This is a genomic window from Streptomyces sp. NPDC027189, assembly GCF_055566975.1.
Genome location: NZ_JBVHRI010000001.1, coordinates 933,158 through 952,118, shown reverse-complemented (window position 1 = coordinate 952,118; position 18,961 = coordinate 933,158). Strand labels below are relative to the sequence as shown.

17 protein-coding genes, 2 tRNA genes and 1 pseudogene are annotated in these 18,961 nt (G+C 68.5%); 15 read left to right on the top strand and 5 right to left on the bottom strand.

What is annotated here, in order from left to right; translation table 11 throughout:
• From ACZ4RZ_RS04360 to ACZ4RZ_RS04350, 3 genes and pseudogenes are all read left to right on the top strand, one after another.
• Nucleotides 1–371, top strand: a pseudogene (locus ACZ4RZ_RS04360) (ice-binding family protein); the annotation flags it as partial.
• 383 nt (nucleotides 372–754) lie between these two features.
• Nucleotides 755–1,339, top strand: a complete 585-nt coding sequence (locus ACZ4RZ_RS04355) for a DUF5819 family protein (RefSeq protein ID WP_467741808.1) — start codon at nucleotides 755–757, stop codon at nucleotides 1,337–1,339.
• 73 nt (nucleotides 1,340–1,412) lie between these two features.
• Nucleotides 1,413–2,468: an HTTM domain-containing protein gene (locus tag ACZ4RZ_RS04350; protein WP_467741977.1), complete on the top strand. Its 1,056-nt coding sequence runs from the start codon at nucleotides 1,413–1,415 to the stop codon at nucleotides 2,466–2,468.
• A 450-nt stretch (nucleotides 2,469–2,918) separates the two neighbouring features.
• Here the strand turns inward: ACZ4RZ_RS04350 and ACZ4RZ_RS04345 are convergent, their stop codons facing one another.
• The 3 genes from ACZ4RZ_RS04345 to ACZ4RZ_RS04335 form a co-directional block, all read right to left on the bottom strand.
• Nucleotides 2,919–3,179 carry a DUF7660 family protein gene (locus ACZ4RZ_RS04345; protein ID WP_467741806.1) on the bottom strand — a complete coding sequence of 87 codons (261 nt, stop codon included), beginning with the start codon at nucleotides 3,177–3,179 and terminating at the stop codon, nucleotides 2,919–2,921.
• A 242-nt stretch (nucleotides 3,180–3,421) separates the two neighbouring features.
• A complete protein-coding gene (locus ACZ4RZ_RS04340) occupies nucleotides 3,422–3,565 on the bottom strand; it encodes a hypothetical protein (protein ID WP_467741804.1) in 144 nt (47 codons plus the stop codon).
• 1,884 nt (nucleotides 3,566–5,449) lie between these two features.
• Nucleotides 5,450–7,525 (bottom strand): hypothetical protein, encoded by a 2,076-nt coding sequence (locus tag ACZ4RZ_RS04335; protein WP_467741802.1) that lies wholly within the window; start codon nucleotides 7,523–7,525, stop codon nucleotides 5,450–5,452.
• A gap of 798 nt (nucleotides 7,526–8,323) precedes the next feature.
• Here ACZ4RZ_RS04335 and ACZ4RZ_RS04330 point away from each other — a divergent pair.
• The 4 genes from ACZ4RZ_RS04330 to ACZ4RZ_RS04315 all read left to right on the top strand — a co-directional run bounded on the left by ACZ4RZ_RS04330 (nucleotide 8,324) and on the right by ACZ4RZ_RS04315 (nucleotide 10,916).
• Nucleotides 8,324–8,824, top strand: coding sequence for a hypothetical protein (locus tag ACZ4RZ_RS04330; protein ID WP_467741800.1), 501 nt, complete (start codon nucleotides 8,324–8,326; stop codon nucleotides 8,822–8,824).
• 892 nt (nucleotides 8,825–9,716) lie between these two features.
• Nucleotides 9,717–9,935 carry a hypothetical protein gene (locus ACZ4RZ_RS04325; RefSeq protein ID WP_467741798.1) on the top strand — a complete coding sequence of 73 codons (219 nt, stop codon included), beginning with the start codon at nucleotides 9,717–9,719 and terminating at the stop codon, nucleotides 9,933–9,935.
• 401 nt (nucleotides 9,936–10,336) lie between these two features.
• Nucleotides 10,337–10,651, top strand: a complete 315-nt coding sequence (locus ACZ4RZ_RS04320) for a hypothetical protein (protein WP_467741796.1) — start codon at nucleotides 10,337–10,339, stop codon at nucleotides 10,649–10,651.
• A gap of 52 nt (nucleotides 10,652–10,703) precedes the next feature.
• A complete protein-coding gene (locus ACZ4RZ_RS04315; RefSeq protein WP_467741795.1) occupies nucleotides 10,704–10,916 on the top strand; it encodes a hypothetical protein in 213 nt (70 codons plus the stop codon).
• Nucleotides 10,917–11,099: 183 nt separating this feature from the next.
• On the opposite strand, the gene ACZ4RZ_RS04310 is transcribed toward ACZ4RZ_RS04315, so the two are convergent.
• Nucleotides 11,100–11,756 (bottom strand): SDR family oxidoreductase, encoded by a 657-nt coding sequence (locus ACZ4RZ_RS04310; protein ID WP_467741793.1) that lies wholly within the window; start codon nucleotides 11,754–11,756, stop codon nucleotides 11,100–11,102.
• 261 nt (nucleotides 11,757–12,017) lie between these two features.
• Between ACZ4RZ_RS04310 and ACZ4RZ_RS04305 the strand changes: the two genes are divergently transcribed.
• Nucleotides 12,018–12,959, top strand: a complete 942-nt coding sequence (locus ACZ4RZ_RS04305; RefSeq protein ID WP_467741791.1) for a hypothetical protein — start codon at nucleotides 12,018–12,020, stop codon at nucleotides 12,957–12,959.
• A gap of 181 nt (nucleotides 12,960–13,140) precedes the next feature.
• Here ACZ4RZ_RS04305 and ACZ4RZ_RS04300 read toward each other — a convergent pair whose 3' ends face one another.
• Entirely contained in the window at nucleotides 13,141–14,391 is a 1,251-nt protein-coding gene (locus ACZ4RZ_RS04300; protein WP_467741789.1) for an amidohydrolase family protein, read from the bottom strand.
• Nucleotides 14,392–14,852: 461 nt separating this feature from the next.
• On the opposite strand from ACZ4RZ_RS04300, the gene ACZ4RZ_RS04295 reads away from it, so the two are divergent.
• From ACZ4RZ_RS04295 to ACZ4RZ_RS04265, 7 genes are all read left to right on the top strand, one after another.
• A tRNA-Thr gene (locus ACZ4RZ_RS04295) sits at nucleotides 14,853–14,925 on the top strand.
• A 46-nt stretch (nucleotides 14,926–14,971) separates the two neighbouring features.
• Nucleotides 14,972–15,044, top strand: a tRNA-Met gene (locus ACZ4RZ_RS04290).
• Between the two features lie 88 nt (nucleotides 15,045–15,132).
• Nucleotides 15,133–15,297, top strand: coding sequence for a 50S ribosomal protein L33 (rpmG, locus tag ACZ4RZ_RS04285; protein ID WP_004571794.1), 165 nt, complete (start codon nucleotides 15,133–15,135; stop codon nucleotides 15,295–15,297).
• Between the two features lie 174 nt (nucleotides 15,298–15,471).
• On the top strand, nucleotides 15,472–15,924 hold the full coding sequence (locus ACZ4RZ_RS04280; protein WP_369248548.1) for an FAS1-like dehydratase domain-containing protein: 453 nt from the start codon (nucleotides 15,472–15,474) through the stop codon (nucleotides 15,922–15,924).
• Nucleotide 15,925: 1 nt separating this feature from the next.
• Nucleotides 15,926–16,354, top strand: a complete 429-nt coding sequence (locus ACZ4RZ_RS04275) for a MaoC family dehydratase (protein WP_467741787.1) — start codon at nucleotides 15,926–15,928, stop codon at nucleotides 16,352–16,354.
• A gap of 449 nt (nucleotides 16,355–16,803) precedes the next feature.
• Nucleotides 16,804–17,373 carry a TetR/AcrR family transcriptional regulator gene (locus ACZ4RZ_RS04270; protein WP_467741786.1) on the top strand — a complete coding sequence of 190 codons (570 nt, stop codon included), beginning with the start codon at nucleotides 16,804–16,806 and terminating at the stop codon, nucleotides 17,371–17,373.
• Between the two features lie 99 nt (nucleotides 17,374–17,472).
• A complete protein-coding gene (locus tag ACZ4RZ_RS04265; RefSeq protein WP_467741785.1) occupies nucleotides 17,473–18,912 on the top strand; it encodes a DHA2 family efflux MFS transporter permease subunit in 1,440 nt (479 codons plus the stop codon).
• Nucleotides 18,913–18,961: the final 49 nt, after the last annotated feature.

The window sequence follows — 18,961 nt, the reverse complement described above, 5'->3', positions numbered from 1 at the left end:
CGACGGCGGGCACCACCGGCGGAACGACGGGTACGACGACGGCGGGCACCACCGGCGGAACGACGGGTACGACGACGGCGGGCACCACCGGCGGAACGACGGGTACGACGACGGCGGGCACCACCGGCGGAACCACGGGTACCACGACTGGTGGAAACGGCGACCACGACCATGGCGAGAAGCCCGGCAAGGACGAGGGCCATGGCGAGAAGCCCGGCAAGGACGAGAGCTATGGCGAGAAGCCCGGCAAGGACGAGGGCCATGGCGAGAAGCCCGGCAAGGACGAGGGCCATGGCGAGAAGCCCGGCAAGGACGAGGGCCATGGCGAGAAGCCCGGCAAGGACGAGGGCCACGGCGGCGATCCTGCTTAGCGCGACGGTCAGCGTGGCACGGAGCGATTCCCGCGCGTCCTGCGGGTTCGCGAAGTCGTAGCTGAATCACGCGGTGGGCCCCTCCGGTGGGGTGAGTGCTCGGAGGCAGCCGTCCATGTGCGTGAGTAGGACGGGCGGCGTGCGGCGGGGATCGTCATCGGTTCCGTCGCGCGCCGCCGGCGAAAGCTCAGGAGAAGCAGGTGAGGGAAATCGGGACGGAATGGCCGGACAAGGCGGTGCGGGGTGGCGTTGTATCAGCGGATGCTGATGAATCGGACCGGCCCGGCGCTGGGCCGACCGCACAGAACGGGGGCGGGAGACCTCTTGCGTTCCAAGAGCCTTCAGAGCCGCCCGTCGCCCTGAGGGCCGGAGTGCGAGTCGCCGTGGTCCTGTGCCTGGCGACGGCCCTGGTGCATGTGCTCCTGGTATTCCTGCACGTGGCACCCCCAAATCCCATCTCCCGGCAGTACAGCCGGCAGGTCAACGCCTGGGTCTTCCCGTTGTTCGAGCAGGACTGGCGACTCTTCGCCCCGGACCCAGAGTCGGTCAACCGGCAGATTTCGGCAAGGACCATGCACACCGTCCCGGACGGCACCGTCCAGGTCAGCGGCTGGTTCGACCTGACCGCCATCGACAAAGCCGCGGTGAAACACAACCCCTTCCCGAGCCATACGGCGCAGAACATGTTGCGTCGCGCTTGGAATTCCTACCTAGAAACGCACGGCGGCGACGACCAGCCGCGCTCGCAACGCGCTCTGATGATCCAGCAATATCTGCGCAACATCGTGGCGGCTCGCGTCGCCGCCCATCGCCACGGCACATTCGAGTCCATCCAGCTGCGGGTGATCACACTGCCCATCGCCGCGCCCGCCGGAGCGGGCAGCCCCGGTCCCGGCGTGGCCGCACCGAAGCCCGCCGACACCCGTTATCTGCCCTGGTGGAAGGTGGCCCCCCATGCAACGGGCTGAGCAGACATCGGCATCGGCACCCACGCCGTCGCGACGCGGCACCGAACAGGCCAGTGCACGCGCGCCGCAGCCGATGCCCGAAGGCATCGGTGCGCTCTTCACCCTCCTGTTGGAGCGGCCGACCTCCCTGTACGCCGCGGCGGTTCTGCGCATCGGGTACGGACTTCTCTACCTCGTCTTCCTGCTGCGCGAGTTTCCGCACCGCGACGAGATCTGGGGTCCCGGTTCACCATGGACGCCGACACTGGCGAAGCAACTGTTCGACCAGACAGGGTGGGCCAGTATCCTCACCCTGTCCGACAACAGGGCGTATTTCGAGGTCTGCTACGCGGCAGCCCTCGTCACATCCGCACTGTTCATGCTGGGCTGGCGGACCAGAGCGGTGTCCGTGCTGTTCGCGGTCGTAGTGGTGTCGTTCCACGCCAGGGCGATCTTCATGACGGACGGTGGGGACAACCTCATCCTCCTCATGGCCGTATACCTCGTCTTCACCGCATGCGGCCGGCGCTGGTCCCTCGACGCCCGCAGGACCCGGCTTCGAGCATCCGCCGGCAAGACAGCCCGGCTTCCGCTGGACCGGGCATCGGGCGAGCTCCGACGCCAACTCCGCGACGCGCGCCTGACAGTGATCACCGTGCTGCACAACTGCGGCATGCTCGTCATCGCCGCCCAGGTCTGCTTCCTCTACGGTTCCGCAGGGTTGTACAAGGTGCAGGGCGGCTCCTGGGGCAATGGGACCGCCCTCCACTACGTCCTGAACCTCGATCTCTTCCAGCCCTGGCCCGCGCTCTCTCTCATGGTGGACGAACACGACGTACTGATCGCCATTGCCTGCTACCTGACGGTGCTGTTGCAGGTAGCCTTTCCGTTCGTCCTGTTCGGCAGGCTCAAGTACCCCGTCTTGACGATGCTGTTGGGCATGCACATGGGGATCGCGGTGCTCCTGGGGCTGCCGCTCTTCTCTAGCGCGATGATCATTGCGGACACCGTGTTCCTTCCGGACCGGTTCTACCGGTGTCTGGGACAGCTGCGGCGGCGCACCGCCCAGCGGACAGACGCCAGGGAGGCGGGGACTCCGCCCTCCGGAGAAGCAGCATTGGTGCCGCCGCAGCCGGGGCCGGCAGGGTGAGGCCGGACAACGGGTACCGCTGCGCGGCCGGAATTCTGTGCCCTCGCAGTTGGGCGACGAATCCCATTGCGAACGGCGTAGTCGCCGTCGCCTAATCCCACCAGTCGTCGTTAGAAAGGCGTGGACGGGTACCGCGACCGTGAATCTGCCCCGATGTACGGCCCATGGTTGATGGTTGCGTACCGGCTTGAGGTCAATGGCCGCGCTCCCACAAGACGGGAACTGGCTCGGTCGGCTGCCTCTCGTGCTTACCGAAGCTCGGCAACAGATTCCCCGATGAATCTTGAAAACCGTCGTGGCAGCGATGTCACCGTGGGTTCAAATCCCACACCCACCGCAGATGAGCGGCCCCTGACCAGGTAAATCGGTCTGGGGCCGTTCTCATGTGCGCTGTTCGTCAACCACCGCGGTTCCCCGTCAGTTACCGGTCGATCGGGCACGGCCCTTCGGCTACTCGTAGACGACGGCCGCGCTGAGGGCCCGCGCAAAGAACGTCCAGTCGCCGTCCGGCGGCATCTCTTCGCCGAGGTACCGGTACGAGCCGGGCGAGTCCGTGATCCACGCGGCGAGCGCACCGAGGTAGTCCTCCACGGTGCGGTTCTCCCACTCCTCGCCCCGTCGGTGAAAGTCGTCGCGAAGGCTGTGAATCATGGCGGCAAGGGACTCTCGCGTCATGACTTCCTTGAAGGGATCGGGCGCATCGTTGGACATGACTGGACCGTAGCGTGGTCGGCGTAGTGCCGTCCGTCGATTGGTGACGGCTCCACGCCGGCTTTGCAGTCTGGCCTCATCTCGACCAGGTCGATCACGGGGAGCCGTCGACGTCGGTCAACCCGCCCCGTCCCTCGACTGACTGCGCGCTGGGGTTCGGCATCGATCGCCGCTGTTCGCGCTCGTTGGTATCAGAGACTGATGTCAGAAACAGGGGCGCTCTGTGCACGCCTCGGACCTGGTCAGGACTTGCGCTTTCGTGTGTGGCGCTTCTGCTTATAGCGGTCTGCGAGTTCTCCGGCGACGACGATGATCCCTGCGAGGAGTGCGCTCGCGTACCAGCTGTTCGGGCTGCCGGTCACCTGGGCCACCAACCAGAACATCACAGTAACGAGGATCCAGGCTATGACCCAGGTCAGGAGGTCCGGCACGGCCGGGCGTAGTCCTTCACGGCGCGACGGTACATGCCGCCTCTGCTGGGAGTCACGAAGAACTCAGCAAGCCGGATTTTGCACGTGGCGATCGGTGTATGCACTGAAGCGCCACCCCAACCCACCACTTACCCCAGCTCCCATCCCGTCCGCCGTCGACCCACACACTGTGGAGCGGGCGTGGTTCATGGCGTCCAGGTGGAGCGCGCCACTGTACGAACGACCTGGACGCCATGGGCCGCGTTTGCTCGGCTCTGCCTGGGGCGATGGCGGACGGGATGGGAGCCCACTACGCTCGCCACAATGTGCCCGCAGTCGGGAACGGCGCCCCCTCCATCCCGGTGCCGGCCGATCCCCCGCCGGAGGCATGTCCTTGGCCCGCGGATGACGTTCTCGCTTCCGCCCGCTTGCACGTAGCGCGCCGCCGGGCGCGGCCAGCCGGGGCGCAGACAGGAGGCAGGCCGCGCCGCAGAGGCGGCGCGCGCCCGCGCCGTGCGCGGGCCTTGACGACCGTAAGGAAATTCTGACCGCAAGACGCCCAGCCAGGGTGCGTGATTGGGCTGGCGCGTCGTAACCCGGAGACAGGCTAAGGCGAGTGTCGCGAGGTAACAGCGACACTGCCAGCACTGCTGCAGCGGCTCGCCCCGTCTACTGGCGGGTGTGTGACGGACGCTCGAGGAATGCCTCACCACGCCTGATCAGCGTGGCGGCGAGCCTGCGGGAGCACCCTTGCGCCCTCGTCGAAACCCCGGCGTGCTTTCCGCTGTCCCCTGCCCGGCCAGGCCCGCACGGCGCGAGCCGGGCGGAACGGGCGACTGGCCGCGCGTTCCCCTCGCCCGCCTTCCGTCTTGCCCCAGCCCAACTCCCTCCCTCTCCCTGCTGTTTGGGGCTGTCGGGGGGCGTAGAGGGGATGTCAGTGATCGTGGTTGGGGGCCGACCACGGGGTTGACCTGCGACAACGCGAGCCGCCAAACGCGGGTTTGTGCATGAGATGCCGCAGGAGTTGGCGCAGCGGATAGAGCAATAGATGCCAGCCCGTGGTCGGCTTCACCGCCGGCAACCCGGCGGTACGCAGGGGTGCTGCCCCCTACGGTTGTCGGGGGCAGCCCGGACCGCCTGGCTTAGCGACCGCGGCGGAGTGCGTAATGCATGATCCGGGCCAGTCGCGGACCACGGATCCTGAATGGAAAGAAACGGCCAGGTCAGAGGCATACTGCGCAGCCCACTGTAAATCTGCCGACTCAGCCTTCCCAGGTTCGAATCCTGGCGCCGCCACATTGGGGAAGACCCCCTCCGATCTGCGAATAGGCGGATTGGAGGGGGTCTCTTCGTGCTCTGGGGTGATCTTTCGGGCGGAATCGAAACGCGGTGACTTGTCTCACGCTGTGTTGGCCGGATCCCGGGACCGATCAGGGCTTCCGGACCAGGCGCGGACCAGATTTCGGGGCGTCGTGGGTGTCGGAGGCCCGGCGTACCAGCACTGCACCGACTGGCAGTTGACGAGGCGTGACGAGCGATGCGCCAGTTGGCTCAGCGTCCGTTCGACGTTGGCAAGCGACCGCGGTCCACGCCTCGTCGGGCAAGGAAGCTCTTTATGGCGGGCGAGATCGGTGTGCCTGCTTGCAGTCCGAGTGCCAGTACCTGGGCAGATATTCGGCTTGCCGACGGGCGGTTCCCCCTGCCGCACGCAACAGCGGCAAGCGCCGCGTTGATTCGTGTTCGTTCCCCGGTCCATGGCTGCGCACCGCGGAACCGGATGTCCCACGGAACATGCGGCCGCCGCAATAGTCGGTGCGGATGCCGGCTGCTCCGGGGACACCGCGTACACGCCCTGGGGACTCAGCCCCTGACGCGCTCGTTGTCCAGCGTCGACCCGGCGTCTCGCTGTGTCGGGATTACCGGGAGCGCTCGCACCGCCATACCCGCCCGGTGTTCGTCGGCCGCCGCGCACAGTGCACGGGCAGCCTCGTTGAAGCGGACGACGGACGGCGGGTCGGAGGGGCCCAGCAGGTGCAGCTTGAGCTCGCTGCGGGCCTCGGCGTAGGTGTCCTTCTCGGGGTGGCGCACGGACTCCAGCAGGGCCGGTATGCCGGAGGCGTCCGGAGCGAGGATGGCACCTGCCCGGACAGTGGGGAAGGTGTCGCGGAAGTCCTGCTCGGGAAGGCCGCTGGTGTTGGCGACGGCGTAGGGCTTCTCGCTCGCCAGATAGTCGGAGATGACGCTGGAGACATCGCTGACCAGCAGGTCGGCCACGTTGAAGCAGGCGTAGACGGTCGGCCGCGCCCCGACGATGATGCGGTGCTCCCACGCGGGGAACGAGGCCCAGTACGCGGCCTCCCAGGCGGCGGTCGCGGCGGCCACGGCCGCGGCCTGACCGGGTTCGGGGACCGTCTGGAGCAGCATCCGCTCCGCGTCGTCCGCGCTCGCCCGGAACGAGGACGTGGTCAGTCGGTCGAGTTCGGCGGTCCGGTAGGCCAGTTCCGCCGCTGTGGAGGGCGCGGGTCTCTCGTCGGGGTGTTCAGCGGCACGGAGGGCGCTCGCGGCGCGGATCATCTCCTGGATCCGGGCGTTCGCGGCTCCCGCCCGGGGATCGACCGAGCCGGTCAGCGGGTGCGGCTTGTACAGGAGCCGGACCCCCGGATCGGCCAGGAGGGTGCGGACGATGTTCTCGCCGGCCTCGATGATCGAGGTGTTGCCCGGGTTGCCGTCCCACCCCTCCCACGTGGGGGCGTAGAGAACCGTGGTGTACGGGCCCGCGGGCGTACCGGCATACGGCTCGATCGCGTCAAGCTGCGGGCGTCCGATCTCCACGACGTCCCTGTCGTCGATACCCACGTTCGCCAGGGCGTACCGCTGGCGCGCCGCGGGACCGGCCACCCACACCTCGTCGTAGGCCTTCGCGTACGGATTGCAGCTGGACAGTTTGTCGCTCTCGCCGTGGTTGACGAACGCGTGCTTGATGGTGGGGATTCGCAGCACCTGCGAGGTCTTCCCCGAGTTCGACGGGTGGATCAGCATCTTCAGCGTGGAGTGCTCCAGCCTCATCAGGTCGGCGACCTTCGGCAGACACACGATCGGGATGTCGGTGGACGCAATCTGGCTCACCATGAAGCGCTCACGCAGCACGATCAGCGGACGGCCCTCCAGCCGGGCCAGCGGCTCCAGCCACATGTTCGCCTGATAGGCCGAGCTCGTGCCGCCGGAGAAGTACATGCCCACGGTCGGCTGGTACTCCGTGAGCCAGGCCTCGAACCACTCCAGCGCCTGCTCGCTCGTCACCGGCCTGCGTGTCGGCAGCAGCCGCTGCAGCAGCATGCCGATGGCCAACACCGCGAAGGCAGCGGACAGGGTGATTCCCGCGACGGCCCACCAGGCCGAGCCGCCCGCCGCGGTGGTCAGCAGGCCGGCCGTCGAGGGCAGACCGAACGTGAGGAGCCGCTGCCCGGAGCGATGCATCAGCAGCACCGGGGGAGCGGGGCTCAGTCGCAGTGGCGAGGCGTCGATGTTCCGGGTCACCACGGGCAGGGTGCGGGTGCGGCGTACGAGGATCGCAAGCGCCTGGCAGGCGAAATGCAGGGCGTAGAAGAGCAGCAGACCGCAGACGAGAGCCAGGTATTTCGTCTCATAGTCCTGGTCCTCGATGCGGATCAGGCCGGTCACCAGCAGAAGGTCCCGGACGACTTGGCGCACGAACACGGTCGCGTGCAGCTTCCCGAGGGCAGTGGTCATACGCCGCTGCCAACGGTGCAGGGCGATGTCCGCCGCCAGCCCGACGGCGGTGGAGGCCACGAGCAGGGGGACGCTGGGGAGGAGGGCACCTACTGCCTGAACGGCGATCGACAGGGCGAGCACCGTGGGTAGGAGGAGGCGTGCCGCTGCGGTGCGCAACCGAGCGGTCAAGGGCGATGCTGACACTTCGCGGGCTCCAGGCAACTCAGCATCCTCGCGCACGGACTCGCTGACTGGCCGCGATCAGATGGCCGCGGGCCGGAGCCGATGCGTACGGATGTTCTCTCTTCAAGAAGGTGGTCGGACTTTACCTGCCAGGTGGCCGGAATTTACCTGCCCGGTGGCTGGAATTTGCTCGCGCCGCCACATCCTCGGCTCTGGGGGTGGGCTGGAACGGAGGGACGGGCGGTTCCCAGCCGCTTCGAAGCCGACTGTGCCGGCCTCAGCGGCACGTCGGCCGTCGCCGGCCCGGGTTGTGGGGCCGGGCGCCGCGATCCTGGTTCCGAGGATCCACGCGTGCCTGCGCTGCTACACCACTCGGCGGGACACGACCGCTGCTTCAGCAAGTCGCCGGGAAGGTGGGCGAAAGCCTTTGAGGGCTGAAGAGCATCCCTTGCACTCATAGCCCAAGGGATGCTGAGCCCGCCGTACTCACCTGGCGTGCGCTGGACCGTCTCAGGGTTGCCCCGCGGCCGACCGGCGGACCGAGATGACCAGCGAGCCTCAGTCATCGGCTGCAATGCCGCAAGTGGTCGCCTGGCCACAGCGGTTCCCCCAGGGGGTAGCTGTAGCGGGGTGTTTCTCGCGGATGAGGCCAGCCGCCCAGCAGGGGCAGGTCCTCGTTTGAATGGCCACCGATGGTCGTAACAGATAGTGCGAATCCGATTACCCGCTGCTTATCTGGCGTCGAGGGTGCCGTCCGGTGCCCTTACGGATGCGTGAGAGGCACAGAGCATGAAGATCGCAAGCAGGACTCTGATACGTGTGGCTGTCCCGGCGGCACTGGCGGGACTGGCGTTGCCGCTGGCGCTCGCCTCCCCGGCCGCCGCGGCGGGATCAGGCATCAATCGCGTCGGCTCGTTCGTGACCTACAACGCCGCATCCGGCTTCAGCAACACGGTGACCGTCACGGCGCCTGGCGGAGTCCTCACGGTGACTGACACGGCTGGGATCGCTGCCGGGTTCGGCTGCCGTCAGGTCACCGCGACCACGACGACCTGCGGCATGGTCGCAGGCGTCAGCGACTTCACCGCGAATCTGGGCAACGGGGACGACTCGTTCACAGACAGCCTCTCTGCCCCGACCTTCCGTGTCGTCCTCAATCCGGGCACCGGCAATGACGCCGTGACCACCGGCGGCGCGAACGACGTCATCGCTGTCGCGGACGGCTTTGCCGACACAGTCAACTGTGACGGTGGCAGTGGTGACATCGCCAGCGGAGACGCGCTCGACACTTTCGTGGGCTGCGAACTGCACACCCCGTAGAGAGCTCGCGCGAGACATGCCTGTGACGGCCTGCCCGCCCGGCTCCAGCGGCTCAACCAGCCTTCCCAGGTTCGAATCCTGGCGCCGCCACATTGGGGAAGACCCCCTCTGCACTGCGGAAACGCAGAGCGGAGGGGGTTTCTTCGTGTTCAGGGACGAGCTTTCGAGTGGAATCGGAACAGGGTGACTTCTCTCGCTCTGTGCCGCGTGGATCCCGGGGCTGATCAGGGTTTCCGGGCCATACGCGGGCCAAGTGTGGACGGCTTGCCCATGTCCTGTGCCACCGCGGGCCTGGGCTTCGCCAAAGTTTGGGTAGCCGTGCAGGCTGAGGAAGCCGTGAGCGTGCTCGCCCAGCGCCGCGGCCCCTGCAGTCGTCCGGTCCAGAGACGCGGGCGATGGGCCTCCCGGCCGGCACAAACCCTGCGGCGGTCCTATGCGCCACTGTCAGACCGTTCCGCCCAATCCCTGGTCTGCCGACTGCTCCGCCACCTCAGGTGACGTCCACGCTGACGAGGGAGGACGTACGCGTGTGCCGTGCTTCTGGAAGGGGTCGCGCCCGGCGACTCGCCGATTTTTGCAGTCGACTTCAACGGTGCCGGGGCCTGGCTTCCACGCGGGCGCCTGCGCAGAGGCCCAGTCAGGGGCTCCGGGATGCGGTGCCCGGAAGAACTCCTTGCCCATGCCGTGGTTGATACCCGCGCATGTGCAATCGCATGGAGTGTCCGGTGACGCCGGCGCACAGCTTGGCGAACCACAGAAGGGAGTGCTGGCAGCGCCTCGATGGTGGAAGCGCAGCCTGGGCGTACATGACGTCCGCAGGTACCAGTCGTGCGGACCTTCCGGCCGGGTCAGCTGCTCGGCCATCTGCGTCTCCGAGTGAGAGGCTGGGAATGTGCCCGAGAGTGTGCCTGTGGTCGTGCACCCGCCGCAGCCGGACGGCAGCAGGCGGGTGACGATCCGCGGCGAGCCAGTCGGCACGGCTTACCACCTGCTGGACGTGGTGGAGTTCCTGCGCCGCGCAGGCCTGCCTGAGGCGGATACGACGATCGACGACCCTGAACTGATCGACTGGCGAGGCGGCGGGCCCGACGTGTGGACGGCGCCAGAGTGATCTGTCGCCCTTGGGCGCTGCGCGGTTTCCGCGCCGCCGCCTTCTTTGCGGTTTTCTTCGGCCGCCTTCTTGGCCAGCTGCTTCACGAGTGATCACGTTGTTGGGCGACTTCGTTGGGCAAGGGGCACCCCAGCCGGTACGTCTGGGCGGTGTCGCTGGGCCGTCTCTGGGCCGTCCGAGGCTGCTCAGCAGTGGCCAACAGCGGCCTATGACGACCACCCAGACGCCGGGGAGCACAGCCCCGACCTGCGAAAATGCAGGTCACCAAGATCCCCGACAAGACCCACGACAAGAAGACGTAAGTCCTCCTGATCAAGCCCCCCTGCCTGCGGGTTCTCCGCCGGTAGGGGCCTCTTCGTGGGACGGGGCCCTCTGCTTCTCCGTCCTCACAGAATCGGGCCGTGCTCGTCGGCCTCGCCGGCCGCGCTGAGGTGGGTGATCCTCGACGATTCGACGTGCATCAGAAATCGAACACATGCTTGAATTTGACCATGGCGCACACGATGTTCCCGCCCGATCTGATCCAGACCCAGCGCGACTGGAATCGCACCTACGAAGCGCTGGCCGGAAGGCCGCTGCACACCGCAGTGCTGCGCCGCCGCCTGCAGGAACTGTCTTCCCGGCTCGCCTCACACCCCTTCTGGGACACAGAGGCGGGCCGGGCGTCTGCGGCCAGAGTGGAACTGCGCCGACAGGCCAGAGCCGGCGAGGCGTGAACATCAGGGGAGAGCGCCTCACGGAGCGAGTGCCACGGGGCACACTGATCCCATGTCATCGCGTCGTAGGAGCTGCCCCGAGTGTCGTCGGGAGATTGCTGTCGTCGCGGGGCGGTTCGCTCGACATGATCCGCCGGGTGCGCGGGGGAGCGGGGAACTCGTCTCCTGTCCCGGGTCGCGCAGGCAGGCGCAACTCGGGGCGGCTCAGCCAGCGCTGGACGGGTACGCCGTTCCGGAGTTTCCCGGACAGCTTCCGCTGTTCTGACCGGCACTTCCGCCGTTCTGACCGGCCGGGCACGCCGCTTCCAGACGTCAAACCCCGCGACCGCGGGCCCCCGGTGCCCAAGGGCCTGTCTTTCGGATCACGCCTGAGCCGGGACTCAAGAAGCGCTGGAGGGCGAGACGAGGCGTCATAGGGCGAGACCGGCGTGATCCGAAGGACAGGTTCCTAGTTCCCCGCCACCGACTTGACCGCCACCGAGATCGGGGTCGAGCCGCTGATCACTTCCAGCGTCAGGCCCGCCGTCGCCGGGGTGTCGACCAGTTCCGCGAGAACCGCGGCGACGTCGTCGCGCGTGATCGTGCCGCGGCCGGTGGAGGCCTCCATACGTACGAGGCCGGTGCCGGCGTCGTCGATGAGGCTGCCGGGGCGCAGGATCGTCCAGTCCAGGCCCGTACGACCGCGTACGTACTCGTCGGCCTCGCCCTTCGCGCGCAGATACGCGTCGAAGACGTCATCGCCCTGGTGCGCCGGGTCCGCACCCATCGAGGAGACGACCACGTGACGGCGCACGCCCGCGCGCTCAGCCGCTTTCGCGAACAGGATCGCGGCGCCCTTGTCCACCGTTTCCTTGCGGGCCGACCCGCTGCCCGGGCCCGCGCCGGCCGCGAAGACGGCCGCGTCCGCACCCTGCAGATGCGCGGCGACCTCCTCCACCGTGGCCGACTCCAGATCACATAGGACCGGCTCGGCGCCGGCCGCCCGCAGATCGTCGTTCTGTTCGGCGCGGCGGACGATCCCCGCGACCTCGTCACCGCGCGCGGCGAGCAGCCGCTCCAGCCGCAGCGCGATCTGACCATGACCTCCAGCGATGACAATGCGCATGTTTCCGACCGTACGCCCGGATGGACGCCTTCGCCGCACAACCCTGTGGACAACTCACGTGTCACATGGGTGATCACTCTGAACGAGAGACAACGCAAGAACTAAAGAACGAGGGGATGTCGTGCGGGACCGCGCGGCGTCGTAGAGGAGAACACCATCAACGCCATACGCAAGACCGTCACCGCGGCCGGCTGCGCCGCCGTCGTCCTCGCCACGGCGGCCGCCTGCGGCACGGTCCAGAACCTCACCGCGGGGCAGAAGGTGGATCACGCCGTCGACCGGCTCGGCGAACAGAAGTCGCTCGCCTTCCAGTTGGACCTCGACGCCGACTCCGACGCGCTCACCGCGCTGGCGGGCGACGCCGGCTCCGAAGAGGCCCTCCCGCCGGAGTTCGCGAAGCTCCTCAGCGGGCTGCGCGTGGATGTCGCCGTCAAGTCGAAGAAGGCGCTGGCGGATTCGGGCGAGAAGGACCTCATCGGTACGAGTATGAAGATCACGGGGGCCGAAGGCGTCCTGGTCGAGTACCGGGTCGTCGGCGACTTCACGTACTACCGCGCCGACATGAAGGCCCTCGGCAAGGCGATGGGCTTCCCCATGCCGTCGGCCGACGACATCCCGGAGAGCGAGAAGGAGTTGAGGAAGGTCCTGGAGGGAGACTGGGTGAAGATGAACACCCAGGATCTCGCCAAGGCGCAGGAGTCCTCGGGGTCCTCGAAGTCCTCCAAGGGGGTGGAAGGCGCCGGTGACATCGACGCCAAGACCCAGCGGAACATCGTGGCAGCCGTACGCGGTGTCATCGCGCACGACGTCACCTTCCGGGCCGAGGGCGGCAGCGGCGACACCGAACGGGTCGTCGCCAAGGCCAACTTCCGGGAACTGATCAGGGGAATCTTCGACAAGCTCCGGCCGCTGGAGGGCGACCTTCCGCCGGGTACGGACCTCCCCTCGGACAAGGACCTCAAGGAAGCTCCCAACAAGAAGGTCTCGGTCGACTTCACGCTGAAGAACGGCGACCTCACCCAGGTCAAGGTCGACCTCTCCGTCCTCGCCGACGACCCGAAGACCCCAAAGCTCCCGCTGATCCTGAAGTTCTCCGAGGCGGGCGACGTCAGCGCGCCGTCGAGGGCCACGGAGATTCCCGCCGACAAGATGCCCGGCGGCAGCCCGCTCGCCGGTGGCCTGTTGGGCGGCGGCGAACTCTGAGCGTCCGGACCGTCGGCATCTCCCGGCAGCCGCCGTAGTCGCCGCGCACTCGCGCGTGGACGTACGAATACCCACTACCCACGCGCACGTGGAGGTACGAAGACACCCACGCGCGCGTGGACGTACGAAGACACCCACGCGCGCGTGGCGGCCACTGACACCCTGGCGTGCGGGGGCGGCCTCACGACGGCTGCCCCCTCCCCTGCCGAGGCAGGTCCAACCCCGCCGCGGCCGCCGAATTGCAGTATTCCCGCACCGCGCTGGTCCGCGCGACCACGCGCCCCCGATGCACCACGATCCGGCTGTACGCCAACGACAGAGCCCCCGCGAGCCGGTCCCCGCGTACGGCGAGCAACTCGGCCGGAAATCCCGCCTCCACGCGCACCTCGGGCAGCCCGAGGGCGGCCCGGGCGGCACAACTCACCGCGCCGTAGGCGTCGTCGGGCCGCATCCCGTAGCGCGAGGCCAGCAGATACGCAGCCTCCAGGGGATCCCCGCGTCCCACCGGGTTCGACATGTCGCGCAGGGCGCCGCTGCCCGCCGCGACCCGTACTCCGGCCGCCCGCAACAGTCGTACGGGAGCGATGCCGCGCCGTTGCACGGCACCGCAGCCGCCCTGTGGCAGGCACACCACGCTCACGCCCGCCGCGGCGAGTTGGTCGGCCGCCCGGGAGGCCGCCTCGACGGGCAGCCGACCGAGCGCGCCGCACGGGCCGAGCGTCACGCCGGGCCGCAGTCCACCGGCCATCGCCGCGAGCCGGGCGAGCCGGGCGGGGTCGTCGCCGTCCGTGTGCAGGTCGACGGGACAGCCGTGCTCGGAGGCGAGTTCCAGGATCGCCTCCATGTACCCCGTCGGATCCGGGTCGACGTCCGGGCAGCCGCCCAGCACGGAGGCGCCCATCTTCACGGCGTCCCGCAGCATCGCGAGGCCGTCGGCCCCGGCCACGCCGGTCAGCACGCGGGGCATCGCCACCGCGGTCAGCTCGGCGAGCCCGCGCAGCGACCGGCGCGCCTTGAGCACCGCCGTCAATGCGTCCAGCCCCTGTACGTCGCCGACGCGGACGTGCGAGCGCACCGCGGTAGCGCCGTGGCCGAGTTGCAGCAGCGCGGCCTCGGTGGCCCGGCGCTGGACCTCCTGGGCGTCGTACGTGACAGGGCCGTCACCGTCGGCCGTCAGGGCCGTGTCTCCGTGCGCGTGCGGCTCGGCCGGGGCCGGCAGAAGAAGGTAGCCGTCGAGGTCCACCTTGGCGGCGAGGGCGCCGGCGGTGCCCGTCGCCAGGCTCCCGGCGGTGCCGACCGCCTCGATGCGCCCGCCGCCCAGCCGCACGTCCACGGTCCGGCCGTCGGTGAGCCGTGCCCCACACAGCAGGAGGGCGGCCGTGTCGGTCTGTCCCGACGAGGAGTGGGGCGGCTGCGGCTGGCTGTCGGGCATCGCGCTCCTGGGGCTCGGGGGCGGCTGCGGGAGGGGCGACTGCGGAGAGTGAGGGCACAAGATCACGCAGCGTGAGTCGAGCCTAGGGTGGCGATCCGTCCGTGTCGGGGAGGAGCGCAATAGTCGTACCGGTGTGGTCCGTAGCCGTATCGGTGTGGCCCGTAGCCGTACCGGTGTGCTCCGGTGGCTCCCACCCGTATGGCCTGGTGGCTCCCACCCGTATGGAGTGGTGGCTCCCACCCGTAGGGTCCGGCGGCTCCCACGCGTGTGGTCCGACGGGCGAGGAGAGGCCCCCGGCGTGGACGGGGCCCGGGCTGTGAATCCGTGGTGATCGGTGGTGCGCGAGGGGCTCGTGAGCGGCCGCGGGAACGCCCGGGGAAACGGTGGGGAACAGGCCGGGGCGGGTGCCGCGAAACGGATTTGGGCGATCGGCGGCCGACCGTGTAATGTCTTCATCGCTCGCCCCAATAGCTCAGTCGGCAGAGCGTCTCCATGGTAAGGAGAAGGTCTACGGTTCGATTCCGTATTGGGGCTCTGGTGTGAGAGGTTCCCGTCGCAAGGCGGGGCCCGATCGCATCACAGCGGTGTAGCTCAGTCGGTAGAGCAAGCGGCTCATAATCGCTGTGTCACCGGTTCAAGTCCGGTCACCGCTACTGACAGTAGCCGATTGTGGGGTCGGTCCTTCGATCGGCTACTCTTCTATGCGTTAATCGTCCCATCCGTTCGTCAAGGAGCACTCCTGTGGCTGCCACCGACGTCCGCCCGAAGATCACGCTGGCCTGCGTGGAGTGCAAGGAGCGGAACTACATCACCAAGAAGAACCGGCGTAACGACCCGGACCGACTGGAGATGAAGAAGCACTGCCCGCGTTGCAACGCGCACACCGCGCACCGCGAAACGCGATAAATCAGGCTCGTACACGAGGCCGTCCCCTTTGCGGGGGGCGGCCTCGCGTCGTTGCGGCCTCGTGTCGTTATAGAGCGATGACAGTCCGTCCGACTAAGACGGTCAGTCCAGCTGTGACAACCGGTCCAGCTGTGACAGCCAGTCCAGCGAAGACAACCAGGAGGTGCCGAGCCCATGGCGCTCGACCAGTCCTTCGTGGGGCGGTCCTACCCGCCCACCGACCCCTATGAGGTCGGCCGGGAGAAGATCCGCGAGTTCGCGGAGGCCGTGGGGGACAGTAACCCTGCGTACACGGACCCGGAGGCCGCCAAGGCGCTCGGGCACCCGGATGTGATCGCCCCGCCGACCTTTGTGTTCGCGATCACCTTCAAGGCCGCCGGCCAGGTCGTCCAGGACCCGCAACTGGGCCTCGACTACAGCCGCGTGGTGCACGGCGACCAGAAGTTCGCCTACACCCGCCCGGTGCGCGCGGGCGACCGGCTCACGGTCACCTCGACCATCGAGTCGATCAAGTCCCTGGCGGGCAACGACATTCTGGACATCCGTGGCGAGGTTCACGACGAGGCGGGCGAACATGTCGTGACGGCCGTCACCAAGCTCGTGGCGCGCGCGGCGGAGGAGGGCTGACATGGCGGCGAAGATCTCTTACACGGACGTCGAGGTCGGCAGCGAGCTGCCGGCCCAGACGTTTTCCGTGACCCGTGCCACGCTCGTGCAGTACGCCGGTGCCTCCGGGGACTTCAACCCGATCCACTGGAACGAGAAGTTCGCGGTCGAGGTCGGTCTGCCCGACGTCATCGCGCACGGCATGTTCACCATGGCCGAGGCGATCCGTGTCGTCACCGACTGGGTCGGCGACCCGGGCGCGGTTGTCGAATATGGCGTCCGCTTCACCAAGCCCGTCGTCGTCCCGAACGACGACAAGGGCGCGACCGTCGAGGTCAGCGCCAAGGTCGGCGCCAAGCTCGACGACAACACCGTCCGCGTCGACCTCACCGCGACCAGCGCCGGCCAGAAGGTCCTGGGCATGTCGCGGGCGGTCGTACGGCTGGCCTGAGGATGTAGCGCGCAGTGGGCAGTGCGCACTGCGTTGTGCGTCGCGCGTCGTGCGCAGCGCCAAGCAGTGCGCGAAGTAAGGGGCGTTCTCCATTGTGGAGCGCCCCTTACTGACGTGATCCCCCCTACGTGCGACAACGTTCATTGTTTGTGCGGCGTTCCGGCGCTTGGGCGGAGTTCAGGCGCCTGCGCCGCGTTCCGGTACTTGCGTGGCGTCCCGGCGCGTGCGCCGCGTTGCGACACTCGGGCGGAGTTCGGCGCCTGGCGCCGCGTTGCGACACTCGGGCGGAGTTCGGCGCCTGGCGCCGCGTTGCGACACTCGGGCGGCGTACCGACGTCTGCGCGCCGTTCCGACGTCTGCGCGCCGTTCCGACGTCTCCCCGCCGCGCCGTTCCGGCCGACCCCGACACCCCCTTGACGTAGTTAGTGATTGAGTACTAACTTCCTCGCATGGTCAGGATGAGCGCAGAGGAGAGGCGCGAGAGCGTCATCCGCGCGGCGATGAGCGAGTTCGCCCGGGGTGGCTACCACGGCACGTCCACCGAGGCGATCGCCAAACGTGTGGGTGTCTCGCAGCCGTACCTGTTCCGCCTCTTCCCGGGCAAGAGGGCGATCTTCCTCGCGGCGACCGAGCGCTGCATGGAGCTCGTCCGGCGCACCTTCGAGGAGGCCTCGGAGGGGCTGGAGGGCGAAGAGGCCCTGCATGCCATGGCCAAGGCATACGTCAAGGTCATCGAGGAGGAGCCGGAGCGGCTGCTCATGCAGATGCAGACGTACGTGGCGGTGGCGGCGGCCGAGGAAGCGGGCGACCGCGAGTTCGGCGAGGCGGTGCGGGCCGGCTGGATGCGGCTCTGGGACACGGTTCACGTGCCGCTTGGGGCGGACGTGGACGAAACCGCGACCTTCATGGCGTACGGAATGCTCTTCAACTGCCTGGTGGCCATGGGTTTCCCGCCCGAGCACCGGGTCTGGGAGGGGCTCTATCCGTCGGCGCGGGTCACGGGCCGGCTGGAGAAGTAGGACAGGGAACGGGGAAGGCGGAGATCGGCGCCTTTTCATGGGCACGAAAGTTAGTCAGCAATAACTAACTATGGATAACGATCACTCCTTGGGGGAGCGATGTCACCACAGACAGCACGTCGCGGAGGAGCCGCCTGGGCCCTCGTCATCACCAGCGTCGCCGGATTCATGGCGGCCCTCGACAACCTCGTCGTCACCACCGCGCTGCCCTCCATCCGCAAGGACCTCGGGGGAGCGCTGGGCGACCTGGAATGGACCGTGAGCGCGTACACGCTCACCTTCGCCGTGCTGCTGATGTTCGGCGCGGCCCTGGGCGACCGATTCGGCCGCCGGCGGCTCTTCCTCGGCGGACTTGCCGTCTTCACCGGCGCGTCCGCCGCCGCGGCCATGGCGCCCGGCATCGGCTCCCTGATTGCGGCCCGTGCGGTCCAGGGTGTCGGCGCGGCGATCATGATGCCGCTGACACTGACCCTGCTGACGGCCGCGGTCCCGGCCGCCAAGCGCGGGCTGGCGTACGGGATTTGGGGGGCCGTGAACGGACTCGCCGTCGCCTCCGGACCCCTCATCGGGGGAAGCCTCACCGAACACGTGTCCTGGCAGTGGATCTTCTGGCTGAACGTCCCGCTGGGCCTGGCCGTGCTGCCGCTCGCCCGGCTGCGGCTCGCCGAGTCCTACGGCACCGGCGCACCTCTGGACGTCCCCGGCACCCTGCTCGCCAGCGGCGGTCTCTTCGGCATCGTCTACGCCCTGATCCGCGGCAACATCGACGGCTGGACCAGCGGTCCCGTGCTCACCGGTCTGATCGCGGGCGGTGCGCTCCTCGCGGGCTTCGTCCACCACGGCATCCACCACAAGAACCCGATGCTGCCGATGCGCCTCTTCCGCAGCCGGGCCTTCTCCGCGATCAACGCCGCCAGCCTGCTGATGTTCGTCGGGATGTTCGGCTCGATCTTCCTGCTCAGCCAGTTCCTGCAGGGCGTCGTGGGCTACTCGCCCACCGAGGCGGGCCTGCGGATGCTCCCCTGGACCGGTATGCCGATGATCGTCGCCCCCATCGCCGGGTATCTCTCGGACCGGATCGGCGGCCGCCCGGTCATCACCGTCGGCCTCGCCCTGCAGGCCGTCGGGCTGGGCTGGTTCGCCCTGATCGTCGCCCCCGACGTGTCGTACGCCGCCCAGCTCCCCGCCCTGATCATCAGCGGGATCGGCATGGCCCTGTACTTCGCCCCGGCCGCGAACCTCGTGATGTCCAGCGTCCGCCCGTCCGAGCAGGGCATCGCCTCCGGCGCCAACAACGCGCTCCGCGAGGTCGGCGGCGCCCTCGGCATCGCGATCCTGGCCTCGGTCTTCTCGGCCCAGGGCGGTTACGAGTCCGCGCAGCGTTTCGTGGACGGGCTCTCGCCCGCGCTGTGGGTGGGCGCGGCGGTGGTCGGCGCGGGAGCGGTGGCCGCGGCTCTGCTCCCCCGGCGGCGGCCGGTGACCGGCGCTTACGTGGCGTCCTCGGCCGACGCCCCGGTTCCGGAGAACGCGCTGAGCTGAGTCCTGCCCGGACGGCGTCCGCCGACGAGCCGCCCCTCGACTGGGCGCA

What these genes read in the sequence shown, in the direction of transcription:
- ACZ4RZ_RS04350 (WP_467741977.1), top strand. Translation starts at nt 1,413, where the DNA reads ATGCCCGAAGGCATCGGTGCGCTCTTCACCCTCCTGTTGGAGCGGCCG.
- ACZ4RZ_RS04345 (WP_467741806.1), bottom strand. Translation starts at nt 3,179, where the DNA reads ATGTCCAACGATGCGCCCGATCCCTTCAAGGAAGTCATGACGCGAGAG.
- ACZ4RZ_RS04315 (WP_467741795.1), top strand. Translation starts at nt 10,704, where the DNA reads ATGTCATCGCGTCGTAGGAGCTGCCCCGAGTGTCGTCGGGAGATTGCT.
- ACZ4RZ_RS04310 (WP_467741793.1), bottom strand. Translation starts at nt 11,756, where the DNA reads ATGCGCATTGTCATCGCTGGAGGTCATGGTCAGATCGCGCTGCGGCTG.
- ACZ4RZ_RS04300 (WP_467741789.1), bottom strand. Translation starts at nt 14,391, where the DNA reads ATGCCCGACAGCCAGCCGCAGCCGCCCCACTCCTCGTCGGGACAGACC.
- ACZ4RZ_RS04280 (WP_369248548.1), top strand. Translation starts at nt 15,472, where the DNA reads ATGGCGCTCGACCAGTCCTTCGTGGGGCGGTCCTACCCGCCCACCGAC.
- ACZ4RZ_RS04275 (WP_467741787.1), top strand. Translation starts at nt 15,926, where the DNA reads ATGGCGGCGAAGATCTCTTACACGGACGTCGAGGTCGGCAGCGAGCTG.
- ACZ4RZ_RS04270 (WP_467741786.1), top strand. Translation starts at nt 16,804, where the DNA reads ATGGTCAGGATGAGCGCAGAGGAGAGGCGCGAGAGCGTCATCCGCGCG.
- ACZ4RZ_RS04265 (WP_467741785.1), top strand. Translation starts at nt 17,473, where the DNA reads ATGTCACCACAGACAGCACGTCGCGGAGGAGCCGCCTGGGCCCTCGTC.